General features: G+C 74.3%; 11 protein-coding genes. 9 read left to right on the top strand and 2 right to left on the bottom strand.

Translation table 11 applies throughout. From position 1 onward, the window contains the following. Nucleotides 1-21: 21 nt before the first annotated feature. From ACFVSN_RS07850 to ACFVSN_RS07830, 5 genes are all read left to right on the top strand, one after another. Nucleotides 22-13,755 (top strand): amino acid adenylation domain-containing protein, encoded by a 13,734-nt coding sequence (locus ACFVSN_RS07850; RefSeq protein WP_387953996.1) that lies wholly within the window; start codon nucleotides 22-24, stop codon nucleotides 13,753-13,755. Between the two features lie 54 nt (nucleotides 13,756-13,809). Continuing rightward, the gene (locus tag ACFVSN_RS07845; protein ID WP_380441082.1) at nucleotides 13,810-14,025 is read left to right on the top strand and encodes an MbtH family protein; all 216 of its coding nucleotides are present in this window, start codon (nucleotides 13,810-13,812) and stop codon (nucleotides 14,023-14,025) included. Then, nucleotides 14,022-15,107 carry a diiron oxygenase gene (locus ACFVSN_RS07840; protein WP_387953994.1) on the top strand — a complete coding sequence of 362 codons (1,086 nt, stop codon included), beginning with the start codon at nucleotides 14,022-14,024 and terminating at the stop codon, nucleotides 15,105-15,107. The genes ACFVSN_RS07845 and ACFVSN_RS07840 overlap by 4 nt, the downstream gene beginning before the upstream one ends. A 97-nt stretch (nucleotides 15,108-15,204) precedes the next feature. Next, nucleotides 15,205-16,485, top strand: a complete 1,281-nt coding sequence (locus ACFVSN_RS07835) for an MFS transporter (RefSeq protein ID WP_380493865.1) — start codon at nucleotides 15,205-15,207, stop codon at nucleotides 16,483-16,485. Between the two features lie 42 nt (nucleotides 16,486-16,527). Continuing rightward, complete coding sequence (locus ACFVSN_RS07830; RefSeq protein WP_387953992.1) at nucleotides 16,528-17,862, top strand: condensation domain-containing protein; 1,335 nt, start codon at nucleotides 16,528-16,530, stop codon at nucleotides 17,860-17,862. A 71-nt stretch (nucleotides 17,863-17,933) separates the two neighbouring features. Here the strand turns inward: ACFVSN_RS07830 and ACFVSN_RS07825 are convergent, their stop codons facing one another. Together ACFVSN_RS07825 and ACFVSN_RS07820 are read right to left on the bottom strand one after the other, a co-directional pair. Then, on the bottom strand, nucleotides 17,934-19,367 hold the full coding sequence (locus ACFVSN_RS07825) for an aminobutyraldehyde dehydrogenase (RefSeq protein WP_387953990.1): 1,434 nt from the start codon (nucleotides 19,365-19,367) through the stop codon (nucleotides 17,934-17,936). A gap of 62 nt (nucleotides 19,368-19,429) precedes the next feature. Then, nucleotides 19,430-20,674: a cytochrome P450 gene (locus tag ACFVSN_RS07820; protein WP_387588699.1), complete on the bottom strand. Its 1,245-nt coding sequence runs from the start codon at nucleotides 20,672-20,674 to the stop codon at nucleotides 19,430-19,432. A 239-nt stretch (nucleotides 20,675-20,913) separates the two neighbouring features. Between ACFVSN_RS07820 and ACFVSN_RS07815 the strand changes: the two genes are divergently transcribed. The 4 genes from ACFVSN_RS07815 to ACFVSN_RS07800 are packed head-to-tail and all read left to right on the top strand — an operon-like array spanning nucleotide 20,914 to nucleotide 24,066. After that, nucleotides 20,914-22,275 (top strand): Rieske 2Fe-2S domain-containing protein, encoded by a 1,362-nt coding sequence (locus ACFVSN_RS07815; RefSeq protein WP_380493858.1) that lies wholly within the window; start codon nucleotides 20,914-20,916, stop codon nucleotides 22,273-22,275. Nucleotides 22,276-22,305: 30 nt separating this feature from the next. Further along, on the top strand, nucleotides 22,306-22,875 hold the full coding sequence (locus tag ACFVSN_RS07810; protein WP_380441064.1) for an aromatic-ring-hydroxylating dioxygenase subunit beta: 570 nt from the start codon (nucleotides 22,306-22,308) through the stop codon (nucleotides 22,873-22,875). A gap of 43 nt (nucleotides 22,876-22,918) precedes the next feature. Then, nucleotides 22,919-23,200 carry a hypothetical protein gene (locus ACFVSN_RS07805; protein WP_380441061.1) on the top strand — a complete coding sequence of 94 codons (282 nt, stop codon included), beginning with the start codon at nucleotides 22,919-22,921 and terminating at the stop codon, nucleotides 23,198-23,200. Next, nucleotides 23,197-24,066, top strand: coding sequence for an FAD binding domain-containing protein (locus ACFVSN_RS07800; protein WP_380441058.1), 870 nt, complete (start codon nucleotides 23,197-23,199; stop codon nucleotides 24,064-24,066). Before ACFVSN_RS07805 ends, ACFVSN_RS07800 begins: the two co-directional genes overlap by 4 nt. Nucleotides 24,067-24,082: the final 16 nt, after the last annotated feature.

The raw sequence follows: 24,082 nt of genomic DNA, 5'->3' as shown, positions 1-24,082 counted from the left end.
CGATCCCGCTGAGGTGACGCCATGCCGACCAACCCCGACCAGCCCTTCGCCAGTGAGCCCCGAGTGCCTCGGACGGCGCGCGAGGAGGTGCTGTGCGGGCTGTTCGAGCAGGTGCTGGAGCGGCCGCGGGTCGGGGTGGAGGACGACTTCTTCGACCTCGGCGGGCACTCGCTGCTGGCCACCTGGCTGCTCGGGCGGATCCGGGCGGTCTTCGGGGTGGAGATCGGCATCCGGGACTTCTTCGACGCCTCGACCGTCGCGGGCGTCGCCGAACTGCTCAACAGCGGCGCGGCGGAGAAGCGGGCACCGCTGCAGGCGATGGCGCGCCCCGAGCTGCTCCCGCTCTCGTACGCGCAGCAACGCCTGTGGTTCCTCCGGGAGTTGGAGGAGGGCGCGGCCGTCTACAACGAGGTCGTCGCGGTGCGGCTGCGGGGTGCGCTGGACGAGGGGGCGCTGCGGGCGGCGCTGGAGGACGTGGTGGGGCGGCATGAGAGCCTCCGGACGGTCTTCCCCGCGGTGGACGGCGTGCCGTGGCAGCAGGTCGTGCCGGTGACGGGCGAGCCGCTGGTGCCGCTGGAGGTGCGGGAGTGTGCCGAGCGGGAGCTGACCGGGCTGGTCGACGCGACCGTGGCCCGGGCCTTCGACCTGGCACGCGAACTGCCCCTGCGGGCCTCGCTGTTCCGGACGGCGCCGCAGGAGCACGTGTTCCTGCTCGTCGTGCACCACATCGCGTGCGACGGCTGGTCGATGGGGCCGCTGCTGCGCGACCTCGCCGCCGCGTACGACGCGCGTGGCGCGACGGGCGAGGCGCCGGTCTGGTCGTCGCGACTCCCGGTGCAGTACGGGGACTACGCGCTGTGGCAGCGGGAGGTGTTGGGCGAGGAGGACGATCCCGGATCACTGATGGACCGTCAGCTCAACTTCTGGCGCACGCGGTTGTCCGGCTTGCCGGAGGAGCTGGCGCTGCCGTCGGACCGTCCGAGGCCCGCCGTCGCGACCTTCGCGGGCGACACCGTGGCCCTCGCGGTACCCGCCGACGTGCACGCCGGGCTGGTGGCGCTGGCGCGGGAGTACGGCGCGACGCTGTTCATGGTGCTGCGGGCGGGGTGGGCGCTGCTGCTGTCGCGGCTGGGCGCCGGGGCGGAGATTCCGATCGGCACGGTGGTGGCGGGCCGTTCGGACGAGGCGTTGGACGAGCTGATTGGGTTCTTCGTCAACACGCTGGTGCTGCGGACGGATCTGTCGGGCGATCCGAGCGTGCGCGAGCTGCTGCGCCGGGTGCGCGAGGCGGACCTGGACGCCTTCGGGTGCCAGGAGGTGCCGTTCGAGCGGCTGGTCGAGGTGGTGAACCCGGTCAGGTCGGCGGCCCGGCACCCGCTCTTCCAGACCATGGTGGTGCTGCAGAACAACTCCTGGACGACCTTGCGGCTGCCGGGCCTGGAGACCGAGGAGTTCCGGGTGGACCACCGGATCTCCAAGTTCGACCTGTCCCTGGACGCCTGGGAGCACTTCGCCGAGGATGGGCAGCCGGCCGGCCTCGGCGGTCAGTTGGAGTACGCGAGCGACCTGTTCGACCGGCCGACGGCCGAGGGGTTGGTGGAGCGGTTCGTCCGGGTGCTGGCGGGGATGGTGGCCGATCCGGACGTCCGGGTGGGGGCGCTGGAGGTGCTGGAGCCGTCGGAGCGGCACCGGTTGCTGGAGGAGTGGGCCGGTGTCGTCGAGCCGGCGGCCGACCCCGAGCCGGTGCACCGGCTGTTCGAGCGGCAGGCGCGGACGAGCCCGGACGAGCGCGCTCTGGTCTGTGAAGAGCGGGAACTGAGCTATGGCGAGCTGAATGCGCGGGCGAACCGGGTGGCGCGTGAGCTGGTGGCGCGGGGTGTGGGGCCGGAGGTGCGGGTCGCGGTGCTGTTGCCGCGGTCGGTGGAGTCGGTGGTGGCGCTGCTGGCGGTGCTGAAGGCGGGTGGTACGTATCTGCCGATCGACGCGGAGTATCCGCGTGAGCGGGTGGAGTTCATGCTGGCGGACGCGGCTCCGGAGGTGCTGGTCACCGATCGGGAGCTGGGCGCCGGCTATCCGCACGTCGCTCGACTTCTGCTCGACGACGAGGCGGTGGCGCGGCACGCTGATGAGGACCTCGGGGTGGCCCTGGCTCCGCGGCACGCGGCGTACGTCATCTACACGTCGGGTTCGACGGGCCGGCCGAAGGGCGTCGTGATCGACCACGGCAGCCTCGCCAACCTCTGCCACCACTACGAGGTCACCACCTACGCCGAACTGCTGGCCGCCACCGGCCGGGAGCGGGCGAGCCTCGCCACGACGGCCCCGCTCGCGTTCGACTCGTGCTGGGTGGCGCTGCTGGCCATGTTCGTCGGCCACGAGCTGCACCTGCTGGACGACGAGACCCGCCGCGACGCCGCGCGGCTGGTGGAGTACCTGGAGCGGGCCCGGGTCGAGTTCCTCGACACCACTCCGGGCTACGCGGCGGAACTGGTCGAACAGGGGCTCCTGGACGGGGAGTCCGGCTTCGCGCGCATGCTGAACGTCGGCGGCGAGGCGGTGTCGGAGTCGCTCTGGCGGCGCGTGCTGGCGACGCCGGGGTGGACCGGACAGAACACCTACGGCCCGACGGAGAACACCGTGGACGCGCTGATGGCGTGGTTCGCCGTCGCGCCGTCGCCGGTGCTGGGCCGGGCGACGACGAACACGCGGGCCTACGTGCTGGACGCCGCGCTGCGTCCGGTGCCGGCCGGGGTGATCGGGGAGCTGTACGTGGCCGGGGCGCAGGTGGCGCGCGGCTACCTCGGGCGTCCCGGGCTGTCGGCGTCGCGCTTCCTGCCGGATCCGTTCGGCGGTCCGGGGGAGCGGATGTACCGTACCGGGGACCTGGTGCGGTGGACGGCGGACGGCCAACTCGTGTTCCTGGGCCGGGCGGACGACCAGGTGAAGGTGCGCGGGTTCCGGATCGAGCTGGGCGAGGTGTCGGCGGCGCTGGAGCGCTGCGCGGAGGTCTCGGCCGCCGTCACCGTGGTCCGGGAGGACCGCCCGGGGGACCGCCGGCTCGTGGCGTACGTCGTCCCCGCCGCCGGAGCCGCGCCGGATCCCGCCGCCGTGCGCAGGGAAGCGGCGTCGGCGCTGCCGGAGTATGCGGTGCCGTCGGCGGTGGTGGTGCTGGAGGCGCTGCCGCTGACCGGCAACGGCAAGGTGGACCGCCGTGCGTTGCCCGCGCCGGAGGCCGAGGTGCACGTCACGCGGGCGCCCCGGGACGCGCGGGAGGAGGTGCTGTGCGGGCTGTTCGAGCAGGTGCTGGGCCGTGCGCGGGTCGGGGTGGAGGACGACTTCTTCGAGCTGGGCGGGCACTCCCTGCTGGCGACGCGGCTGGTCAGCCGGGTCCGTTCGGCGCTCGGCGTGGAGCTGGGCATCCGCGACCTGTTCCAGGCGCCGACCGTGGCCGGGCTGACCGCCCTGCTCGACCAGCGCGGCGCGGTGGCCCCGCGGCCGCCGCTGCGGCCCGTCGAGCGGCCCGAGCGGCTCCCGCTCTCGTACGCCCAGCAGCGCCTCTGGTTCCTGCGCGAGTGGGAACGGGCGAGCGGCGCCTCGACGTACACGGTGCCGACCGCACTGCGGCTGCGGGGCGCGCTGGACGAGGGTGCGCTGCGGGCGGCGCTGGAGGACGTGGTGGGCCGGCACGAGAGCCTGCGGACGGTGTTCCCGGTCGTCGACGGCGTGCCGTGGCAGCAGGTCGTGCCGGTGAAGGGCGAACCGCTCGTCCCGTGGGAGGTGTCTGCGTGCGGCCGGGAGGAGCTCGACGAGCGGCTGGCGGCGGCGTCCGGCCACGGCTTCGACCTCGCGAATGAACTCCCGCTCCGGGCCTGGCTGTTCAGGATCGCCCCGGAGGATCACGTGCTGCTCCTCGTGGTGCACCACATTGCGTGCGACGGCTGGTCGATGGGACCGCTGCTGCGCGACCTCACCGCCGCCCACGCCACCCGCAGCACGACCGGCGACGCTCCGGGGTGGTCCGAACTCCCGGTGCAGTACGGCGACTACGCGCTGTGGCAGCGCGGCGTGCTGGGCGCGGAGGACGATCCCGAGTCCTTGACGAACCGTCAGATCGACTTCTGGCGCTCGCGGCTGTCCGGCCTGCCGGAGGAGCTCACGCTGCCCACCGACCGGCCGCGGCCCCTCGAACCGGGCTTCGCCGGCGGCGTGGTCGACGTGGCGGTGCCGGCGGAGGTGCACGCCGGGTTGGTGGCGCTGGCGCGGGAGTCCGGGGCGACGCTGTTCATGGTGCTGCGGGCGGGGTGGGCGCTGCTGCTGTCCCGCCTCGGGGCCGGCACCGACATCCCCGTGGGCACGGTGGTGGCGGGCCGTTCGGACGAGGCGTTGGACGACCTGGTCGGGTTCTTCGTCAACACGCTGGTGCTGCGGACGGATCTGTCGGGCGATCCGAGCGTGCGCGAGTTGCTGCGCCGGGTGCGGGAGGCGGACCTGGATGCGCTGGGCAGTCAGGACGTGCCGTTCGAGCGGCTGGTCGAGGTGCTGAACCCGGCCAGGTCGGCGGCCCGCCACCCGCTCTTCCAGACCATGCTGATCCTGCAGAACAACGCGTGGTCCGAGCCGGGGCTGTCGGGCCTGCGGGTCGACGAGATCCCGGTGGACCACCGGATCGCGAAGTTCGACCTGTCCGTCGACTTCTGGGAGAAGGCGGGCCCGACGGGTGAACCGGTCGGGCTCGGCGGTCAGTTGGAGTACGCTAGCGACCTGTTCGACCGGTCGACCGCCGAGGACCTGGCCCGCCGGTTCGTCCGGGTGCTCGCGGCGATGGCGGCGGAGCCGGACGTCCGGATGGGGTCGCTGGAGGTGCTGGAGCCGTCGGAGCGGCACCGGTTGCTGGAGGAGTGGGCCGGTGTCGTCGAGCCGGCCGTGGACCGCGAACCGGTGCACCGGCTCTTCGAGGAGCAGGCCCGGAGCCGCCCGGACGAGCGGGCGCTGGTGTTCGGCGGTCGGGCCTGGACCTTCGGTGAGCTGAACGCGCGGGCGAACCGGGTGGCGCGTGAGCTGGTGGCGCGGGGTGTGGGGCCGGAGGTGCGGGTCGCGGTGCTGTTGCCGCGGTCGGTGGAGTCGGTGGTGGCGCTGCTGGCGGTGCTGAAGGCGGGTGGTACGTATCTGCCGATCGACGCGGAGTATCCGCGTGAGCGGGTGGAGTTCATGCTGGCGGACGCGGCTCCGGAGGTGCTGGTCACCGATCGGGAGCTGGGCGCCGGTTATCCGCACGTCGCTCAACTGCTGTTCGATGATGAGGCGGTGGCGCGGCACGCCGATGGGGACCTCGCGGTGGCCCTGGCTCCGCGGCACGCGGCGTACGTCATCTATACGTCGGGTTCGACGGGCCGGCCCAAGGGCGTCGTGATCGACCACGGCAGCCTCGCCAACCTCTGCCACCACTACGAGCGCGTGACCTTCGCCGGTCACCGGGCCCGCTCGGGCGCCACCCGGATCCGCATGATCTCGACCGCGCCGCTGGCCTTCGACTCCAGCTGGACCCCGGTGCTCGGGCTGTTCCTCGGCCACGAACTGCACCTGACGGACGACGACGACCGCCGCGACGCCGCCCGACTGGCCGAGTACATCGGGCGGGAAGGCATCGAACTGCTGGAGACGACGCCGGGCTACGCCGCCGAACTGGTCGAGCAGGGCCTGCTGGAGGCGGACCCGCGCTCGCCCCGGACCCTCGTGGTCGGCGGCGAGGCGCTGCCGGAGTCGCTGTGGCGCCGGATGCTGGACGCGCCGGGGTGGACCGGGCAGAACACCTACGGCCCGACGGAGAACACGGTGGACGCGCTGGCGGCGTGGTTCGGCGACACCGACGGGCCGCTGCTCGGGCGGGCGACGACGAACACGCGGGCCTACGTGCTGGATGCGGGGCTGCGTCCGGTGCCGGTGGGCGTGGCAGGCGAGTTGTACCTCGCCGGGGCGCAGGTGGCGCGCGGCTACCTGGGCCGCCCCGGGCTGTCGGCGTCGCGGTTCCTGCCGGACCCGTTCGGTGGTCCGGGGGAGCGGATGTACCGGACTGGTGATGTGGTGCGGTGGCTGCCGGACGGCCAACTCGCCTTCCTGGGACGGGCGGACGACCAGGTGAAGGTGCGCGGGTTCCGGATCGAGCTCGGTGAGGTGTCGGCGGCGCTGGAGCGCTGTGCGGACGTCGTCACCGCGGTCGCGGTGGTCCGGGAGGACCGCCCGGGAGACCGGCGGCTCGTCGGGTACGCGGTGGCGCGCGAGGGCGCGGCCGTGACGGGTGCCGAGGTGCGGCGCGAGCTCGGCGCGCTCCTGCCGGAGTATGCGGTGCCGTCGGCCGTCGTGCTGCTGGAGGCGCTGCCGCTGACCGGCAACGGCAAGGTGGACCGCCGTGCGTTGCCCGCGCCGGAGGCCGAGGTGCACGTCACGCGGGCGCCCCGGGACGCGCGGGAGGAAGTGCTGTGCGGACTGTTCGAGCAGGTGCTGGGCCGTGCGCGGGTCGGGGTGGAGGACGACTTCTTCGCGCTCGGCGGGCACTCGCTGCTGGCCATGCGCCTCGTCGCCCGGGTCCGCTCGGTGCTCGGCGTGGAGCTGGGCATCCGCGACCTGTTCCAGGCGCCGACCGTGGCCGGGCTGACCGCCCTGCTCGACCGGCGTGGCGCGGTGGCCCCGAGGCCGCCGCTGCGGCCCGTCGAGCGCCCCGAGCGGCTCCCGCTGTCGCACGCCCAGCAGCGCCTCTGGTTCCTCGGGACCGTGGACAGCGAGGCCCGGACGGCGACGTACGCGATGCCGCTGACCGTCCGGCTGCGGGGTGCGCTGGACGAGGGCGCCTTGCGGGCGGCGCTGGAGGACGTGGTGGGCCGGCACGAGAGCCTGCGGACGGTGTTCCCGGTCGTCGACGGCGTGCCGTGGCAGCACGTGGTGCCGGTGACGGGCGAACCGCTCGTGCCCTGGGAGAGCGTGGCGTGTGCGGCGGAGGCCGTCACCGGCCTGATCGACGGGGCCGTGCACGGCGTCTTCGACCTCGCGAGCGAACTCCCGCTCCGGGCCTGGCTGTTCCGGATCGCTCCCGATGAGCACGTGTTCCTGCTGGTGATGCACCACATCGCGTGCGACGGCTGGTCGATGGAACCGCTGCTGCGCGACCTCACCGCCGCGTACGCGGCCCGCAGCGGGACGGGCGAGCCCCCGGCGTGGTCCGAACTCGACGTTCAGTACGGCGACTACGCGCTCTGGCAGCGCGGCGTGCTGGGCGAGGAGGATGACTCCGATTCGCTGATGAACCGTCAACTTGACTTCTGGCGCGAGCGGCTGGCCGGCCTGCCGGAGGAGCTGGCGCTGCCGTCGGACCGTCCGAGGCCCGCCGTCGCGACCTTCGCGGGCGACACCGTGGACCTCGCGATACCCGCCGACGTGCACGCCGGGCTGGTGGCGCTGGCTCGTGAGAGTGGTGCGACGCTGTTCATGGTGCTGCGGGCGGGGTGGGCGCTGCTGCTCTCGCGGCTGGGCGCCGGCACCGACATCCCCGTGGGCACGGTGGTGGCGGGCCGTTCGGACGAGGCGTTGGACGAGCTGATCGGGTTCTTCGTCAACACGCTGGTGCTGCGGACGGACCTGTCGGGCGATCCGAGTGTGCGCGAGTTGCTGCGCCGGGTCCGCGAGGCGGACCTGGACGCGCTGGGCAGTCAGGACGTGCCGTTCGAGCGCCTGGTCGAGGTCCTGAACCCGGCCAGGTCGGCGGCCCGGCACCCGCTCTTCCAGACGCTGCTGATCCTCCAGAACACCACCTGGTCCGAGCTGGACCTGCCCGGACTGGAGACCGAGGACGTTCCGGTCGAGCACCGGATCGCCAAGTTCGACCTGTCGGTGGACTGCTGGGAGCTGACGTCGGCGGCCGGCGGGCCGGGCGGGATCGGCGGCGAGCTGGAGTTCGCGACGGACCTGTTCGACCGCTCGACGGCGGAGACGCTCGCCCGGCGGTTCGTCCGGCTGTTGTCCGGGATGGTGGCGGACCCGGACACCCGGGTGGGCGCGCTGGGGCTCCTGGAGGACTCGGAGCGAGACCAGTTGGAGGAGTGGGCCGGTGCCGTGACGCCCGAGCCCGGCGCCGAGCCGGTGCACCGGCTCTTCGAGCAGCAGGCGAGGACGCGCCCGGCCGAACGCGCTCTGGTGTTCGGCGACCACGAGCTGAGCTTCGGTGAGCTGAACGCGCGGGCGAACCGGCTGGCTCGCGAGCTGGTGGTGCGGGGTGTGGGGCCGGAGTCGGTGGTGGCGGTGGCGCTGCCTCGCTCCGCAGACGCTGTGGTGTCCGTGCTGGCGGTGCTGAAGGCCGGTGGGACGTATCTGCCGGTGGATCCGGGGTATCCGCGGCAGCGGGTGGAGTTCATGCTGGCGGACGCCCGTCCGTCGCTGGTGCTCACGACGTCGGCGCTGGGGATCGACGGGCCGTGCCTGCTGCTGGACGACCCGACGGTGACGGCCGCGGTGGCGGCGCATGGAAGCGAGGACCTGCCTAGCCGGGTCCACCCGCAGAACGCCGCCTACCTGATCTACACGTCCGGCTCCACCGGCACCCCCAAGGCCGTCCAGGTCCCGCACGCCGGCCTCGCCAACCTCGCCCGGCACCTCGACCGCTCGGTGCTGGCCGACCACCTCGCCGCGACGGGCCGCTCCCGGGCCCGCGTCGCGAGCACGTCGTCGTCCTCCTTCGACGCGAGCTGGCAGTCGCTGAGCGCGCTGTTCCTCGGACACGAGCTGTACGTGCTGGACGAGGAGACCCGCCGGGACGCCGCCGCCGCCGTGGCGGACCTGCGCCGCGCGGGCGTCGACCTGCTGGACACCACGCCCGCCTACGCGGCGGAACTGGTCGAGGAGGGGCTGCTCCGGCCGGACCCGGCCGAGGGCCTGCCCGTCGTGCGGACCCTGCTCCTGGGCGGCGAGGCGCTCCCGGCACCGCTGTGGGAGCGGCTGCGCGCGACGCCCGGCCTGGTCGCGCACAACGCGTACGGACCGGCCGAGTGCACCGTCGACACGGTGATGACGCCGCTGTCGGCGGCCGGTTCGCCGGTCCTGGGCCGGGCGACGACGAACACGCGGGCCTACGTGCTGGATGCGGGGCTGCGTGCGGTGCCGGTGGGGGTGGCGGGCGAGTTGTACCTGGCCGGGGTGCAGGTGGCGCGCGGCTACCTGGGCCGCCCCGGGCTGACGGCGTCGCGCTTCCTCCCGGATCCTTTCGCCGGTCCGGGGGAGCGGATGTACCGCACGGGCGATGTGGTGCGGTGGCTGCCGGACGGCCAACTCGCCTTCGTGGGGCGGTCGGACGATCAGGTGAAGGTGCGCGGCTACCGGATCGAGCTGGGGGAGGTGTCGGCGGCGCTGGAGCGCTGTGCGGACGTCGTCGCCGCGGTCGCGGTGGTCCGGGAGGACCGCCCTGGGGACCGGAGGCTCGTCGGCTACGTCGTCCCGGCCGCGGGAGCCTCACCCGATGCCGCCGCCGTGCGCAGCGAGGTCGCGTCGGTGCTGCCGGAGTACGCGGTGCCGTCGGCCGTCGTGGTGCTGGAGGCGCTGCCGCTGACGGGCAACGGCAAGGTGGACCGCCGTGCCCTGCCCGCGCCCGCGGTCGTCGCGCAGGTCGCGCACGCCCCGCGCGACGCCCGCGAGGAACTCCTCGCCGGGCTCTTCGCGGAGATCCTGGGCGTGCCCAGGGTCGGTGTGGACGAGGACTTCTTCGCGCTGGGCGGGCACTCCCTGCAGGCCATCCGCCTGCTCGTCCGGGCCAGGGCGGCGCTCGGCGTGGAGCTGGGCATCCGCGACCTCTTCCAGGCGCCGACGGCTGCCCGGCTCGCCGCGCTGCTGCAGTCGCGGACCGCAGCGCCGCACGAGCCGCTGGTCGCGGTGGAGCGCGGCGAGCGGACGCCGCTCTCGTACGCCCAGCAGCGCCTCTGGTTCCTGCGCGAGTGGGAGGGCACCGGGAGCGCCTCGACGTACACGGTGCCGACCGCGCTGCGGCTGAAGGGGGCACTGGACGAGGGGGCGCTGCGGGCGGCGCTGGAGGACGTGGTGGGCCGGCACGAGAGCCTGCGGACGGTTTTCCCGGTGGCGGACGGCTCGCCCTGGCAGCACGTGGTGCCGGTGACGGGCGAACCGCTCGTCCCCTGGGAGGCGGCCGACTACGCCCCGGAGGACCTGCCCGGGCGGATCGCCGCCGCGGCCGGGTACGAGTTCGACCTGGCGCGCGAACTTCCGCTGCGCGCCTCGCTGTTCCGCGTCGCACCGGACGAGCACGTTTTCCTGCTCGTGGTGCACCACATCGCGTGCGACGGCTGGTCGATGGGCCCGCTGCTGCGCGACCTGACCGCCGCGTACACGACCCGCCGTGCGAGTGGCGGGGCTCCGGCCTGGGCCGAACTCCCCGTCCAGTACGGCGACTACGCGCTCTGGCAGCACCGGGTGCTCGGCGAGCCGGATGTGATGGATCGTCAGCTCGCCTTCTGGAAGGACCGTTTGTGCGACCTGCCGGAGGAGCTGGCGCTGCCGTCGGACCGTCCGAGGCCCGCCGTCGCGACCTTCGCGGGCGACACGGTGGACGTCGAGGTGCCCGCCGACGTGCACGCGGGACTGGTGGCGCTGGCGCGCGAGTCCGGGGCGACGCTGTTCATGGTGCTGCGGGCGGGCTGGGCGCTGCTGCTGTCCCGCCTCGGGGCCGGGGCGGACATCCCCGTCGGCACGGTGGTGGCGGGCCGTTCGGACGAGGCGCTCGACGACCTGGTCGGGTTCTTCGCCAACACCCTGGTGCTGCGCACCGACGTCTCCGGCGACCCGAGCGTCCGGGAGCTGGTGCGCCGGGTGCGGGAGGCGGACCTGGAGGCGCTGGGCAGCCAGGACGTGCCGTTCGAGCGGCTGGTCGAGGTGCTCAACCCGGTCCGGTCGGCGGCCCGGCACCCGCTCTTCCAGACCGCGCTCGTGCTGCAGAACAACGCGTGGTCCGAGGCCGGGCTGCCGGGTCTTGAGGTCGAGGAGGTCCCGGTCGACCTGCCGAACGCCAAGTTCGACCTCGCGGCCGGCCTCTGGGAGCGCCGGACCGGCGACGGCGGGCCGGGCGGGATCGGCGGCGAGCTGGAGTTCGCGACGGACCTGTTCGACCGCACGACGGCGGAGACGCTCGCCCGCCGGTTCGTCCGGCTGTTGTCCGGGATGGTGGCGGACCCGGAAGCCCGGGTCGGCGCGCTGGAGCTCCTGGAGCCCGCCGAGCGGGCCGCCCTCCTGGCCCACGGGACGGGAGCCGTGCGCGCTGCGGACTCCGGCCTGCTCGCCCACCAGGTGTTCGAGGCGAGGGCGGCGGAGCAGCCGTGCGCGCCGGCGCTGGTCGACGGGGACCGCGAGGTGAGCTTCGGTGAGCTGAACGCGCGGGCGAACCGGTTGGCGCGGGAGCTGGTGGTGCGGGGTGTGGGGCCGGAGTCGGTGGTGGCGGTGGCGCTGCCTCGCTCCACAGACGCTGTGGTGTCCGTGCTGGCGGTGCTGAAGGCCGGTGGGACGTACCTGCCGGTGGATCCGGGGTATCCGCGGCAGCGGGTGGAGTTCATGCTGGCCGACGCCCGTCCGTCGCTGGTGCTCACGACATCGGCGACGGGGATCGACGGGCCGTGCCTGCTGCTGGACGACCCGACGGTGACGGCCGTCGTGGCGGCACATCCGAGCGAGGACCTGCCTAGCCGGGTCCACCCGCAGAACGCCGCCTACCTGATCTACACGTCCGGCTCCACCGGCACCCCGAAGGCCGTCCAGGTCCCGCACGCCGGCCTCGCCAACCTGGTGGCCGCGTCCGCGGCGAAGCTGCGCCTCGGCCCGGGCCGCTCGCTGCTCCAGCTGGCCTCGCCGGGCTTCGACGCGGCCGTCTACGAGTGGGCCAACGCGCTGTTGGCCGGAGCGGCGCTGGTGCTGCCGCCCGCCGACGCGCGGTCCGGCGAGCCGCTCGCGCGGGTGCTGGCGGAGCGCGGTGTCACCCACGCCGTCATCACGCCCGCCGTCCTCGCGACGCTGCCCGCGCGGTCGGCGGCGGACCTGGGCGGACTGGCCGTCCTGGTCGTCGCGGGCGAGGCCCTGCCCGGCGAGCTCGTGGCGCGGTGGGCACCCGGCCGGGAGCTGATCAACGCCTACGGGCCGACCGAGACCACCGTCTGCGCGACCGCCAGCGAGCCGCTGCGGCCGGACGGCGGGGCGCCCATCGGCCGCCCGCTCGACGGCACCCGGGTCTACGTGCTGGACGCCGGGCTGCGGCCGGTGCCGGCGGGCGTGGCCGGCGAACTGTACGTCGCCGGGGCGCAGGTGGCGCGCGGCTACCTCGGGCGTCCCGGGCTGACGGCGTCGCGCTTCCTCCCGGATCCCTTCGCGGGGCCGGGCGAGCGGATGTACCGCACGGGAGACCTCGTGCGGTGGACGGTGGACGGCCGACTCGTCTTCGTGGGCCGGGCGGACGACCAGGTGAAGGTCCGTGGAGTCCGGATCGAGCCGGGCGAGGTGGCGGCGGCGCTGGAGCGCCGCGCGGACGTGACCGGCGCCGTCGCCGTGGTCCGGGAGGACCGCCCGGGAGACCGGAGGCTGGTCGGCTACGCGGTGGTGCGCGAGGGCGCGGCCGTCACGGGCGCCGAACTGCGCCGCCACCTGGGCACCGTCCTGCCGGAGTACGCCGTCCCGTCGGCCGTCGTGGTGCTGGAGGCGCTGCCGCTGACCGGCAACGGCAAGGTGGACCGCGGCGCCCTGCCCGCCCCCGAGGCCGAGGTGCGCGTCACCCGCGCGCCCCGGGGCCCCCGCGAGGAGGCGCTCTGCCGGCTGTTCGCCGAGGCGCTCGGCCTGCCCGAGGTCGGGGTGGAGGACGACTTCTTCCACCTCGGCGGCCACTCCCTGCTGGCCACCCGCCTCGTCACCCGGATCCGCGCCGAGCTCGGCGAACCCGCCGAGCTGACCGACCTGTTCCGCGCCCCGAGCCCGGCCGGACTGGCCGCCCTGCTGGACGGCGGCCCGGCCGCGGACCCCGGGGTGCTGGTGCGGCTCGGCGGCGAGGGCGACCGGCCGCCGCTGTTCTGCGTCCACCCGGTGACCGGCCTCGGCCGCTGCTACACCGGCCTCGCCGACGGGCTGCCGGACCGCCCGGTCTACGGCCTCCAGGCCCGCGGCCTTGACCGCCGCGCCGAGCGGCCCGCGGACCTGGCGGCGATGGTCGGGGACTACGTGGACCGGATCCGCGAGGTGCAGCCGGCCGGCCCCTACCACCTGCTCGGCTGGTCGACCGGCGGGAACATCGCGCACGCCATGGCCTGCGCGCTGCGCGCCGCCGGTGAACAGGTGCGCCTGCTGGCCGTGTTGGACGCCTACCCGGTCGAGAGCGGACACTGGGGTGCGGAACCCGAGGACGTCGACGCGGAGCTCGTCGCCGACCTGCTCGGCCGCGAGGGCGGCGGGTTCGCCCCCGGCGCCGCCGCGCTCGACCACCTCGCCGCCACCGCGACGGCCGTCGTCCGGGCGGTGGCGGACGCCCCGACCGGACGGTTCGACGGCCGCGTGCTGCACGTCACCGCGACCCTCGGCCGGTCCGGGGACGCGCCCGGCGCCGAGGCCTGGGAGCCGTACGCGGCCGGCGGGATCGACCGGCACGAGGTTGCGGCCGAGCACTTCGACCTGACCCGCCCCGAGCCGCTGGCCGCGATCGCCCGGTTCGTCGCCGAGGCCCTGGACGGGTGCTGAGCCCGTCCCCGTCCCCCCGTGATCACCCGACCGAAACCACCGAAGGGAAACACCGTGTTCGACAGCGACACCGCCCGCTTCCACGTCGTCCTCAACCACGAGGAGCAGTACTCCGTCTGGCCCGAGGACCAGGAGATCCCGGCCGGCTGGACCGCCGAGGGCACCACCGGCACCCTCGACGAGTGCACCGCGCACATCGACCGGGTCTGGACCGACCTGCGCCCGCTCAGTCTGCGCCGGCTGATGGCGGAGCAGGCCGGGCGGGCGTGACGCCCCCGCCCCGGGACGACCGGCCGCCCCGGCCGGCGGCGCCCCGGCTCCCGATCGCCCTCGCCGGGCTGGCCGACCTCCGGGTCGACACCCCGGTGACCGCCGTCCTCAGCTGGGAGCGCTCCACGGCCGGCTCGGGGCTCGCCCAGCTGTACGAGGGCGCCAAGCTCGCCCAGTGGAACGCGGCCACCGACATCGACTGGTCGCTGGACGTCCCCTTCGGCGAGCCGCTGCCCGCCGGCTCGGCGTACGCGCTGGACTCGCTGCGCGCCTCGCCGATCGGCCGGCGCGGGCCCCGCGCCTGGGACGACTTCCGCTGGCAGACCCAGGCCTGGACGGTCTGCCAGTTCCTGCACGGCGAGCAGGCGGCGATGCTCGCGGGCGCCCGGCTGGCCGAGGTGCTGCCGGACATCGAGGCGAAGCTGTGCGCCGTCAGCCAGGCCGGGGACGAGGCCCGGCACGCGGAGGCGTTCGGGCGCTACGTCGGGGAGCACGTCCCCGAGCCGTACCCGGTGTCGGAGGGGCTGCGGCGGCTGTTCGCGGACGCGCTCGGGGCCACCGAGTGGGACCTCCTCGCGCTGGCCGTCCAGTGCCTGGTCGAGCCGCTGGCACTGGCCGGCTTCCGGCTGGCGGAGGCCACCTTCCACGATCCGCTGATCAAGCAGATCACCGCCCGGGTGGCCCGGGACGAGGCCCGCCACGTCTCCTTCGGGGTGCTGCTGCTGCGCGACGTCGTCCCCGGGCTGTCGGCGGCCGAACTGGCGCGGAGGGAGGACTTCCTGCTGGCGTCCGTCGAACTCATGCGCCGCCGCTTCCTGCTGGGCGACCTGTGGGAGCGCTTCGAGGTCCCGGCCGCCGAGGGCACGGCCTTCGCACTGGCCGACCCCGGCCTGGCCGGCTACCGGCAGATGCTGTTCTCCCGGGTGGTGCCCATGCTCGCCCGGATCGGGCTGCTCACCCCGCGCGTGATGCGCGGCCTGGAGTCGATGGACCTGCTGAGCCGCCTGAGCGCGGACACCGTCGCCCGGGTCCGGCGGCAACGGGCGGCGCTCGGTGCGCCGACCGGCCGTGTGCACACCTGATCACTTGTCGTGAACGATCCGCCCTGAGTACGGTCGCTGACCGTGTCCGGTCCACCACGGCCGTCGCACCGCGGCGGCCCCGAACAAGAGGTCCCACATGGCCCAGTCCCCAGACACCGACCCTGCCGAGAAGCCCCAGGGGCTCTGGCGCAACCGCGACTTCGGGCTGCTGATCAGCGGTCAGGTGGTCTCGTTCCTGGGGAGCCAGGTCCAGGTCTTCGCGCTGCCGCTGCTGGTGCTCGCGGTCTCCGGCTCGCCGACCCAGGCCGGGCTCGTGATGGGCCTCAGCTCGCTGTCCTGGCTGCTCTTCGGCCCCTTCGCGGGCGCGCTGGCGGACCGCTGGGACCGCAAGACCACGATGATCCTGTGCGACCTGGGCCGCGCCGTGGTGACGGTCAGCGTGCCGCTCGCCATGTGGCTGGACGGCCTGACGGTCGCCCAGCTGTGCGCGGTGGCCGTGCTCAACGGGGTGCTGGAGACGCTCTTCGAGTCGGCCAACTCGGCGGCCCTGCCGAACGTCGTCGGCGCCGGGCAACTGGGGGCGGCGCTCGGCCGGTTCGAGACCGCGACGAACACCGTGCGGATCGGCGGCGGCATGGTCGCCGGCGCGCTGTACTCGCTCGGGCGGGCGGTGCCGTTCGTGGTGGACGCGGTCTCCTTCGTGCTCTCCGCGATCTCGCTGCGCTTCACCCGGGCGAAGTTCCAGGAGGAACGCAGCGAGGAGACCCCCGCCGGCCTGCTGAAGGAGGTCCGGGCCGGCCTGAGCTGGCTGATGGGCCAGCCGCTGATCCGCTTCCTCGCGCTGATCTCGGCCGCGGACGCGATCCGCTACGGCGCCGGCTACCTGGTGATCATCACGCTGGCCGAGCGGATCGGCGCCTCGCCCACCGAGATCGGGTTCGTCTTCACGGGGGCGGCCGTCGGTGCGATGGTCGGGGCACTGGTCTCCAGCCGGGTCAACGACCGCTTCCCGCTGGGCCGCATCGCCACCGTGACGCTGTGGGTCGAGGCGCTGATGTTCCCGCTCTACGCCGTCGCCCCGAACGCCTGGCTGCTCGGTGCGGTGGCCGCCGCGGAGTCGGTGCTGGCGCCGGTGTACATGGTCGCGCTGTCCAGCTACCGGCTCGCGGCGACCCCGGACCACCTGCGAGGGCGGGTCTCCAGCGCGGTGCAGACCCTCGGCATGAGCGCGATGTCCCTCGGCGCGCTGATCGGCGGCGTGATGATCGACGGCCTCGGCCCGCGCACCACCACGGTGATCTTCGGCGGCTGGCTGATCCTGCTCGCGGTGCTGACCACCGTCAACCGCGCGGTGCGCCACTCCGCCGGGACCGCCCGCCCGGCCCCGGTCACGGAGGCCGCGCCGGCCCAGTCCTAGGGCCTGACCCCAAGCCCCCGCCACCACCAGAAGGGCTCACACATGACCGTCCTGAGGACCGTCGACGCCACACCCGGGCAGCGGCTGCTCTGGATGATGGAGCACTACCGCGGCGCCGACACCCCGCTGAACGTCAACGCCTGCTACCGGCTGCGCGGCCCGCTCGACCGGCCCGCGCTGCGGACCGCGCTGGACCGGCTCGTCGAACGGCACGAGGCGCTGCGCACCACCTACGAGTCGGTGCGGCGCAGGCTCGTCCAGCACGTCCACACGCCCCGGCCGGCCGCGCTGGTCGAGGAGGAGGTCGGGCCGGAGCCCGAGGCGCTGGCCGAGGCACTGCTGCGGCACGCCCGGCACCGGCACGACCTGGCCGTCACCCCGCTGCACGCTGCGCTGCTGACGGTCGGGCCGGAGGAGTCCGTGCTGGTGCTGAACATCCACCACCTGTCCACCGACGGCTGGTCGGGCGGGGTGCTCTCCCAGGAGCTCGGGCGGCTGTACCGGCCCGGCGGCGAGCCGGCGGCGGAACCCGGCAAGGCGGCCTGGCAGTTCGCCGACTTCAGCGAGTGGCAGCGGCAGCGCTACGAGGACGGCGTGCTGGCGGAGAGCCAGAAGTACTGGCGCGACACCCTGGCCGGGGCCGAGGCGCCCCGGCTGCCCGGCACGTCGGCGATCCGCGACGGCGTCGGCCAGCTGCCCGGACTGGCCGCCCTCACCCTGGAGCCGGAGCTGGTGGCGGGCCTGACGGCGCTGTGCCGCAAGCAGCGCTCGACGATCTTCGTCGCCGCCCTGGCCCTGTTCGCCGGCGTGCTGTACGGCCGGGAGGGGCAGCGGGACGTCGCGCTCGCCTCGATGTTCGCCAACCGCACGCGGCCCGAACTGGCCGGCACCGTAGGCTTCCTGTGCAACCTGCTGGTGCTGCGCCTGGACCTGGAACCGCAGGCGGGCTTCCTGGAGGTGCTGCGCTCGACCCGGGACACCGTGCTGGACTCGCTCGCCCACCAGGAGGTCCCGTACCACCTCGTGCCGCAGGGCCGGGGGGAGCGGGGCGAGGGGCTGGAGAACATCCTGTTCCAGGTCGCGGTCGGGCCCGAGTACGCGCTGAGGCTGAGCGGCCTGGAGGTCACCCAGGTCCACCCGCCGGGCGGCATGGCGAGCCGGTTCGACCTGGAGTTCGTGCTGATGCCCACCGAGGACCGGATCGAGGGGCAGGTCTGGTACGACCGCCGCCGCTTCGACCCGGCCTGGGTCGAGGGCCTGACCGCCGACTTCCGGCGGCTCGCGGAAGCGGCCGTCGCCGAGCCCGGACGGCCGCTGGCGGAGCTCGTCGCGGAGCTCGCGCAGGACGCTGTCCGAGTGCGCGGCGGCGGCAGTTGAACACAGGCGTGACACCGAAGGGGCCCGAGCGTCGAAACGCTCGGGCCCCTTCGGTGTTCCGGCCGGCCGGGCTACTCGCCCAGGTGGTGCATCACGTGCTTCACCCGGGTGTAGGCCTCGAACCCGTACACCGACAGGTCCTTGCCGTACCCGGAGTGCTTGAAGCCGCCGTGCGGCATCTCGCTCGGGAAGCCGAGGTGGGTGTTGACCCAGACGCAGCCGAAGTCCAGCCGGCGGGTGAACCGCATCGCGCGGGCGTGGTCGGTGGTCCACACCGCGGAGGCCAGGCCCTGCTCGACGCCGTTGGCGAGGGCGACCGCCTCGTCCTCGTCGGCGAACGGCTGCACGGTGATGACCGGCCCGAAGACCTCCCGCTGCACGATCTCGTCGTCCTGGCGGACGTCGGCGATGACCGTCGGCGCGTAGAAGTACCCGGCCTCGCCCACCCGGTGGCCGCCGGTGACGACCCGCGCGTGGGTGGGCAGGCGGCGGACGAAGCCGTCGACCCGGGCCAGCTGGTCGGCGTTGTTGAGCGGCCCGTACAGCGCGCCGGCGTCGTCCGGCGGGCCGGGGCGGGCCGCCTGCGCGGCCTTGGTGAGCGCCACCAGCAGGTCCTCCTGGACCGCCCGGTCGACCAGCACCCGGGTGGCGGCCGTGCAGTCCTGGCCGGCGTTGCCGTACGCCCCCTCGACGATCTTCGCGGCGGCGGCCGGGAGGTCGGCGTCGGCGCAGACCACGACCGGGGTCTTGCCGCCCAGTTCCAGGTGGACCCGCTTGAGCCCGGCCGCCGCGTCCCGCGCGACCTCCGTGCCCGCCGCGACCGATCCGGTCAGCGACACCAGCGCCGGGACGGGGTGGCGCACCATGAGCCGCCCGGTGTCCGGGCCGCCGCAGACCACGTTGAGCACCCCGGGCGGCAGCACCTCGGCGGCCAGCTCGGCGAGCAGCAGGGCCGTCTCGGGGGTGGTCTCGGCGGGCTTGAGCACCACGGTGTTGCCCGCGGCCAGGGCGGGCGCGCTCTTGAGCACGGCCATCAGCAGCGGGAAGTTCCACGGCGCGAGCTGCGCGCAGACGCCGACCGGCTCCCGGCGGGTGTAGGAGGTGTGGCCGGGGGAGTACTCGCCCGCGGCCAGGCCCTCCAGCACCCGGGCGGCGCCGGCGAAGAAGCGCAGCTGGTCGACCATCAGCGGGGTCTCGCCGGCCGCCGCCGCGCTGCCGGTGCTGCGGGCCTCGGCGGCGGCGAACTCGTCGAGCCGGCCCGCGAGGGCGTCGGCGATGCGCAGGAGGGCGTCCTGGCGCTCGGCGGGGCTGGTCCAGCGCCACTGCTCGAAGGCGGTGGCGGCGGCCCGCATCGCCCGGTCGACGTCCTCCTCGCCGCTGTCGGGCGCCAGCAGGTACGGGGTGCCGGTGCAGGGGTCGAGCAGTTCGGTGTACGTGCCGTCGGCGGGTTCGGCGGACCGGCCGTCGACGAAGTTGCCGAGGCGGGGCAGGCGGGGAGGGGTCATCAGCGCTCCTGTGGGTCGGCGGTGGCGGCGGGGTCGGCGGATCCGGGGGCGGTCGTCGCCGTTCAGGCGCTCACCCGCAGCGACGTGAAGCCGTGGAAGCCGAGGTTGTTGTTCCAGTTGAAGCCGTCCTGCGAGACGCGCAGCGCGGGCCAGCGCCGGTACAGGGTGGCGAGGGCGATCCGGAGGGTCTGGCGCACCAGCGGGTCGCCGAAGCACAGGTGGCGGCCGGCGCCGAAGGTGAGGTGGCGGTTGGGCAGCGGGCGGTCGAGGACGAGCTCGTCGGCCCGGTCGAAGGCGGCGGCGTCGCGGTTGGCGGAGCCGACGTACAGCATCATCGGGCGGCGGGCCGGCAGCACGATCTCCTGGCCGGCGGCGGTGGTGTAGGCGAAGTCCTCGCGGGCGACCCGGCCGACGAACTGGACCGGGGTGCAGAAGCGCAGCAGCTCCTCGACGGCCGGGCCGACGGTGGCCGGGTCCAGCAGCAGGTCGCGCTCGTGCAGCGGGCGTTCCTCCAGGGCCTGCACGCTGTTGCCGATGAGGTAGCGGATCGAGGCGACCCCGGCGAACAGCAGGAGCGCGGCCTGGGCGACGACGTCCTCGTCGCTGAAGCGGTGGCCGTGGACCTCGGTGGTGCGCAGCGTGTGCAGCAGGCCGTTCTGCTCCTCGGAGAGCTTGGCGCACTCGGGGGAGGCGAGGAACTCGGCGAGTTCGCGGGTGCTGGTGCGGGTGCGGTCGAGGTGCTCGACGGTGACCTTGGTGGAGCCGAAGAGGTAGGCGATGTCGTCGGTCCAGCGGGTCAGTTCGGGGTGCGCCTCGACGGGCACGCCGAGGACGTCGGCGATGACCATGGCCGGCAGCGGGAAGGCGAAGTCGGTCATCAGGTCGAAGCCGGCCGGGTCGACGGCGTCGAGCAGCCCGTCGACCAGCCGCTGTATCCGGGGCTCCAGCGCGGCGTCCGTGAAGGGGACGTAACTGCGGTTGGCCTGGCGGCGGTTCTTGGTGTGCTCGGCGCCGTCGTGGAAGGCCAGCCAGCGTTCGTAGACGCCGAGCATGTCGGCGTAGTCGGTGCGCTGTTCCTCGGGCAGGAACCAGAGCGGCACGGCCGCCCGGGCGTTGGAGAGCCGCTCGTCCTTCATCAGGGCCAGGCAGTCGGCGTAGCCGAAGAAGAGCCAGGCCCCGCCGAAGATCTTCTCGGAGCGGTACGCCGGGTGCTCGGCGCGCATTCGGTCGTAGAAGGAGAAAGGGTCGGGAATGTACTCGAAGTCGTTGTGCGAGAAATCTTCGGCGGCGAGCGCGTGGGTGGCCAAGGAAATTCCTCCGGGCGGGATTCGGGTCGTGGACGGCCTCAGTGGACCAAAGGCGCCGAACGCCTGACAAGGCGTCACCGGTGAACGGCGATCGGGCCATCGCCCGAGGTCAGCGCGGTGTTCGGGCGGCTGCGGTTGGACACTGGCCAGTGCGCGGCGGGACGGCCTAACCTGCGTTTTCGCGTCCCCCGCTTTCCCTGTTGTTTTCCCCCGTTCGCCGACCGGCCCGTGGAGTACGGATGGCTGAAGCTCTGCCCTGGCAGGAAGTCCTGCCCGGATATCCGCTGGACCGTCGGGCGTTCTCCGACGAAGCGGTCCTCGACCGGGAACTGCGCCGGGTGTTCCGGGAGTCCTGGCAGTTACTGGCGTTCGCGTCGGAACTGCCCGACGCCGGCGACTACCTGGTCCGCACGCTCGGCAACGACAGCGTGATCGTGGCCCGCGACGAACAGGGCCGCTTCACCGTGCTGCTCAACTCGTGCAGCCACCGCGGCACCCAGCTGTGCCGGGCGACGTTCGGCAACGCCGCGCACTTCCGGTGCAGTTACCACGGCTGGACGTTCGCCAACGACGGCCGCCTGGTGGGCGTGCCCGCGCTGCGCAGCAACTACCCGGAGGACTTCCGCAAGGACCGCTACGACCTGCCCCGGGCCCGGGTGACCTGCTACCGCGGCTTCGTCTTCGCGACCTGGAGCGAGAGCGCCCCGCCGCTGGAGGAGTACCTGGGCGACGCCCGCTGGTACCTGGACGCGCTGCTCGACCTCGCGGGCGGCGAGTGGGAGGTGTACGGGCCGCCGCAGCGCTCGGTGACGACCGGCAACTGGAAGGTCGTCACCGACAACTTCGCCGGCGACGGCTACCACATGGGCACCACCCACCAGGCCGCGTTCGAGCAGGGCATCTACGGCTCCAGCCTGGCCGACGGCACGCTCGGCAAGGGCGAACTGGAGCTGATCGGGATCAACGTCCCCACGCCGCAGGGGCACGCGGTGCGGGCCGGCTACGTCGTCGAGAAGGGCCGGCGCACCCTGCCGGCCAAGGTCGAGGACCCGGCCTACATCGGCTACCCGCGCGAGGTGTGGGAGGCGTTCACCGCCGGGCAGACGCCCGAGCAGGTGCGCTTCAACTCGCACTGCGAGGTCGTGCACGGCGTGCTGTTCCCGAACGCCGCCTTCCTGAGCGTCTCGCACGACCGGGCGATCGGGCGCGAGGACGATCCGCTGACCAAGTACTTCGTGTGGCGCGTGCACAACCCGATCGACGCCCGGCACACCGAGTGCCTCTACTGGACGCTGGTGCCCAAGCGGCACGTGGACGAGGAGTGGAAGCGCCGCTCGTACGCCTTCCAGGCCCGCTCCCAGTCGGCCGGCGGAATCCTCTTCGAGATGGACGACTTCGAGAACTTCGCCCGGATCGACGCCGCGATCGGCGGCACGGTGGCCGACGGCGCCCCGCTGGACCTCTCGCTCGGCCTCGGCCTCGGCGAACCGGTGCCGGACTTCCCGGGCCCCGGCCGCGCCGAGTACCTGACCCTGTCCGAGCAGAACCAGCGGGCCTTCTACCGCCGCTGGGCCGAGCTGATGGAGGGCGACGATGCGTGAGGCCGCCCGCACCGCGTTCGGAGGGCGACGATGAGTGAGCCCGTCCGCACGGACCACCAACCCGCCTACGAGCTCCAGCCGTTCCCGCCGCGCGGGGCCCGCCAGGTCGAACTCGACGCCTCCGCCGGCGCGTTCCTCACCGAGGAGTCGGCCGCCCTGGACGAGGGCCGCCACCAGGACTGGCTGGACCTCCTCGACGAGCGCTTCCTCTACCAGGTGCCCGTCCCGCTGCTGCGCGAGGACCCGGCCCTGCCCCGGCACAGCGACCGGGCGCTGCTGTTCGAGGCGACCAAGCACATCCTCGCGATGAAGCTCGGCCGCACCGGCCTGCGGCACGCGTGGTCCGACCGCCCGGGCGGGGTGACGCGCCACTTCATCAGCGGCGTGCGGGTGTTCGCCGCGCCCGAGGCCGACACCTGGCGGGTGGAGTGCAACGTGCTCGCCTCCTGGACGCGGGGCCGGGGCGAGGCCGCCCTCGCCACCGCCGCCCGGCACGACATCGTGCGCTGCCTGCCCGGCGCCGGCTACCGGCTGCTGCGGCGCCGGGTCCTGCTGGACACCGAGGTCGCCACGCACCAGCAACTCTCGATCATCTTCTAGCGCGGGCCGGCACGCGCCGGCCCGCGGGAGGCGAGGCAGCGGCATGAACGGGCTGGCCTGGACGGCCGAGGAACGCCGGGAGACCGAACTGTGCCGGATCTGCTGCGAGTCGGCGGCGGTCACGGTGTCGAGCTACCCGACCGGGAACGGGACCCGGCTCAAACTCGTCTCGGAACGCTCCGGCGCGGCCGTCCTCCTGGACGCCACCGTGCTGGACGCCCTGTGCCACCTGACCCCGGAGCGCGCCGCCGACCTGGTCCGCGAGCGCACCGAGGGCGCCGGCCCGGCCGAGGGGGACGCCACCGTCGAAGGAGCCGCCCCGTGAAACCCGCACCCTTCGAGTACCGGGCCGCCGGCACGCTCGACGAGGCCCTCGCCCTGCTCGACCCGCCCGGGCACAGCATCGCCCCGCTGGCCGGCGGGCAGAGCCTCGTGCCGCTGCTCAACCTGCGCCGGGTGCGGCCCGCCGTGGTGCTCGACCTCAACCGGCTCACCGAGCTGGCCGGCGTCGAGGTGACCGGCACGGCCGTGCTGGTCGGGGCGATGACCCGGCTGCACGACCTGGAACGGCACGAGGGGCTGCGAGCAGCGCTGCCCGTCGTGCCGCAGACCGCCGCCCGGGTGGCGCACCGGCAGATCCGCCACCGCGCGACCCTCGGCGGCTCGCTCTGCCACGCCGACCCCGCCGCGCAACTCGCGGCCACCGCGGTCGCGCTCGGGGCGACGCTGCGGCTGCGCCGGGCGGGCGGCGAACGGACCGTGCCCGCCGAGGAGTTCTTCACCGGGCCGCACCGCACCGCCCGTCGGCCGGACGAACTCCTGACCGCCGTCTCCTTCCCGCGCAGGCCCGGCTTCCGCTACCGCTTCGAGTCCGTCACCCGGCGCGGCGGGGCGGGCTTCCCCCTGGTCGGCGTGTGCGTGGGCGTACGGCTGGAGGCCGGCGCGGTGGCCGAGGCCCGCATCGCCGCCTGCGGGGTGGCCGACCGCCCGCTGCGGCTCACCGGGGCCGAACAGGCCCTGGCCGGGTACGGCGCCGCCGCGGCGGACGGCGCGCTGGGCGAGGTCGCCGACGCGGCCGTCGCCGGCACCCGCCCGCCCTCCGACCTCCACGGCAGCGCCGAGTTCCGGGGCGACCTGCTGCGCACGGTCCTCCGCCGGGCCGCCGTCCACCTGCTCACCGAGGGGAGCTAGCCCGTGCCCACGTCAC

The organism is Kitasatospora sp. NPDC057904 (assembly GCF_042887925.1).
Classification (GTDB): Bacteria; Actinomycetota; Actinomycetes; order Streptomycetales; family Streptomycetaceae; genus Kitasatospora.
Note: the sequence above shows the minus strand (reverse complement) of the source record. Positions and strands in the feature narration are given on the sequence as shown.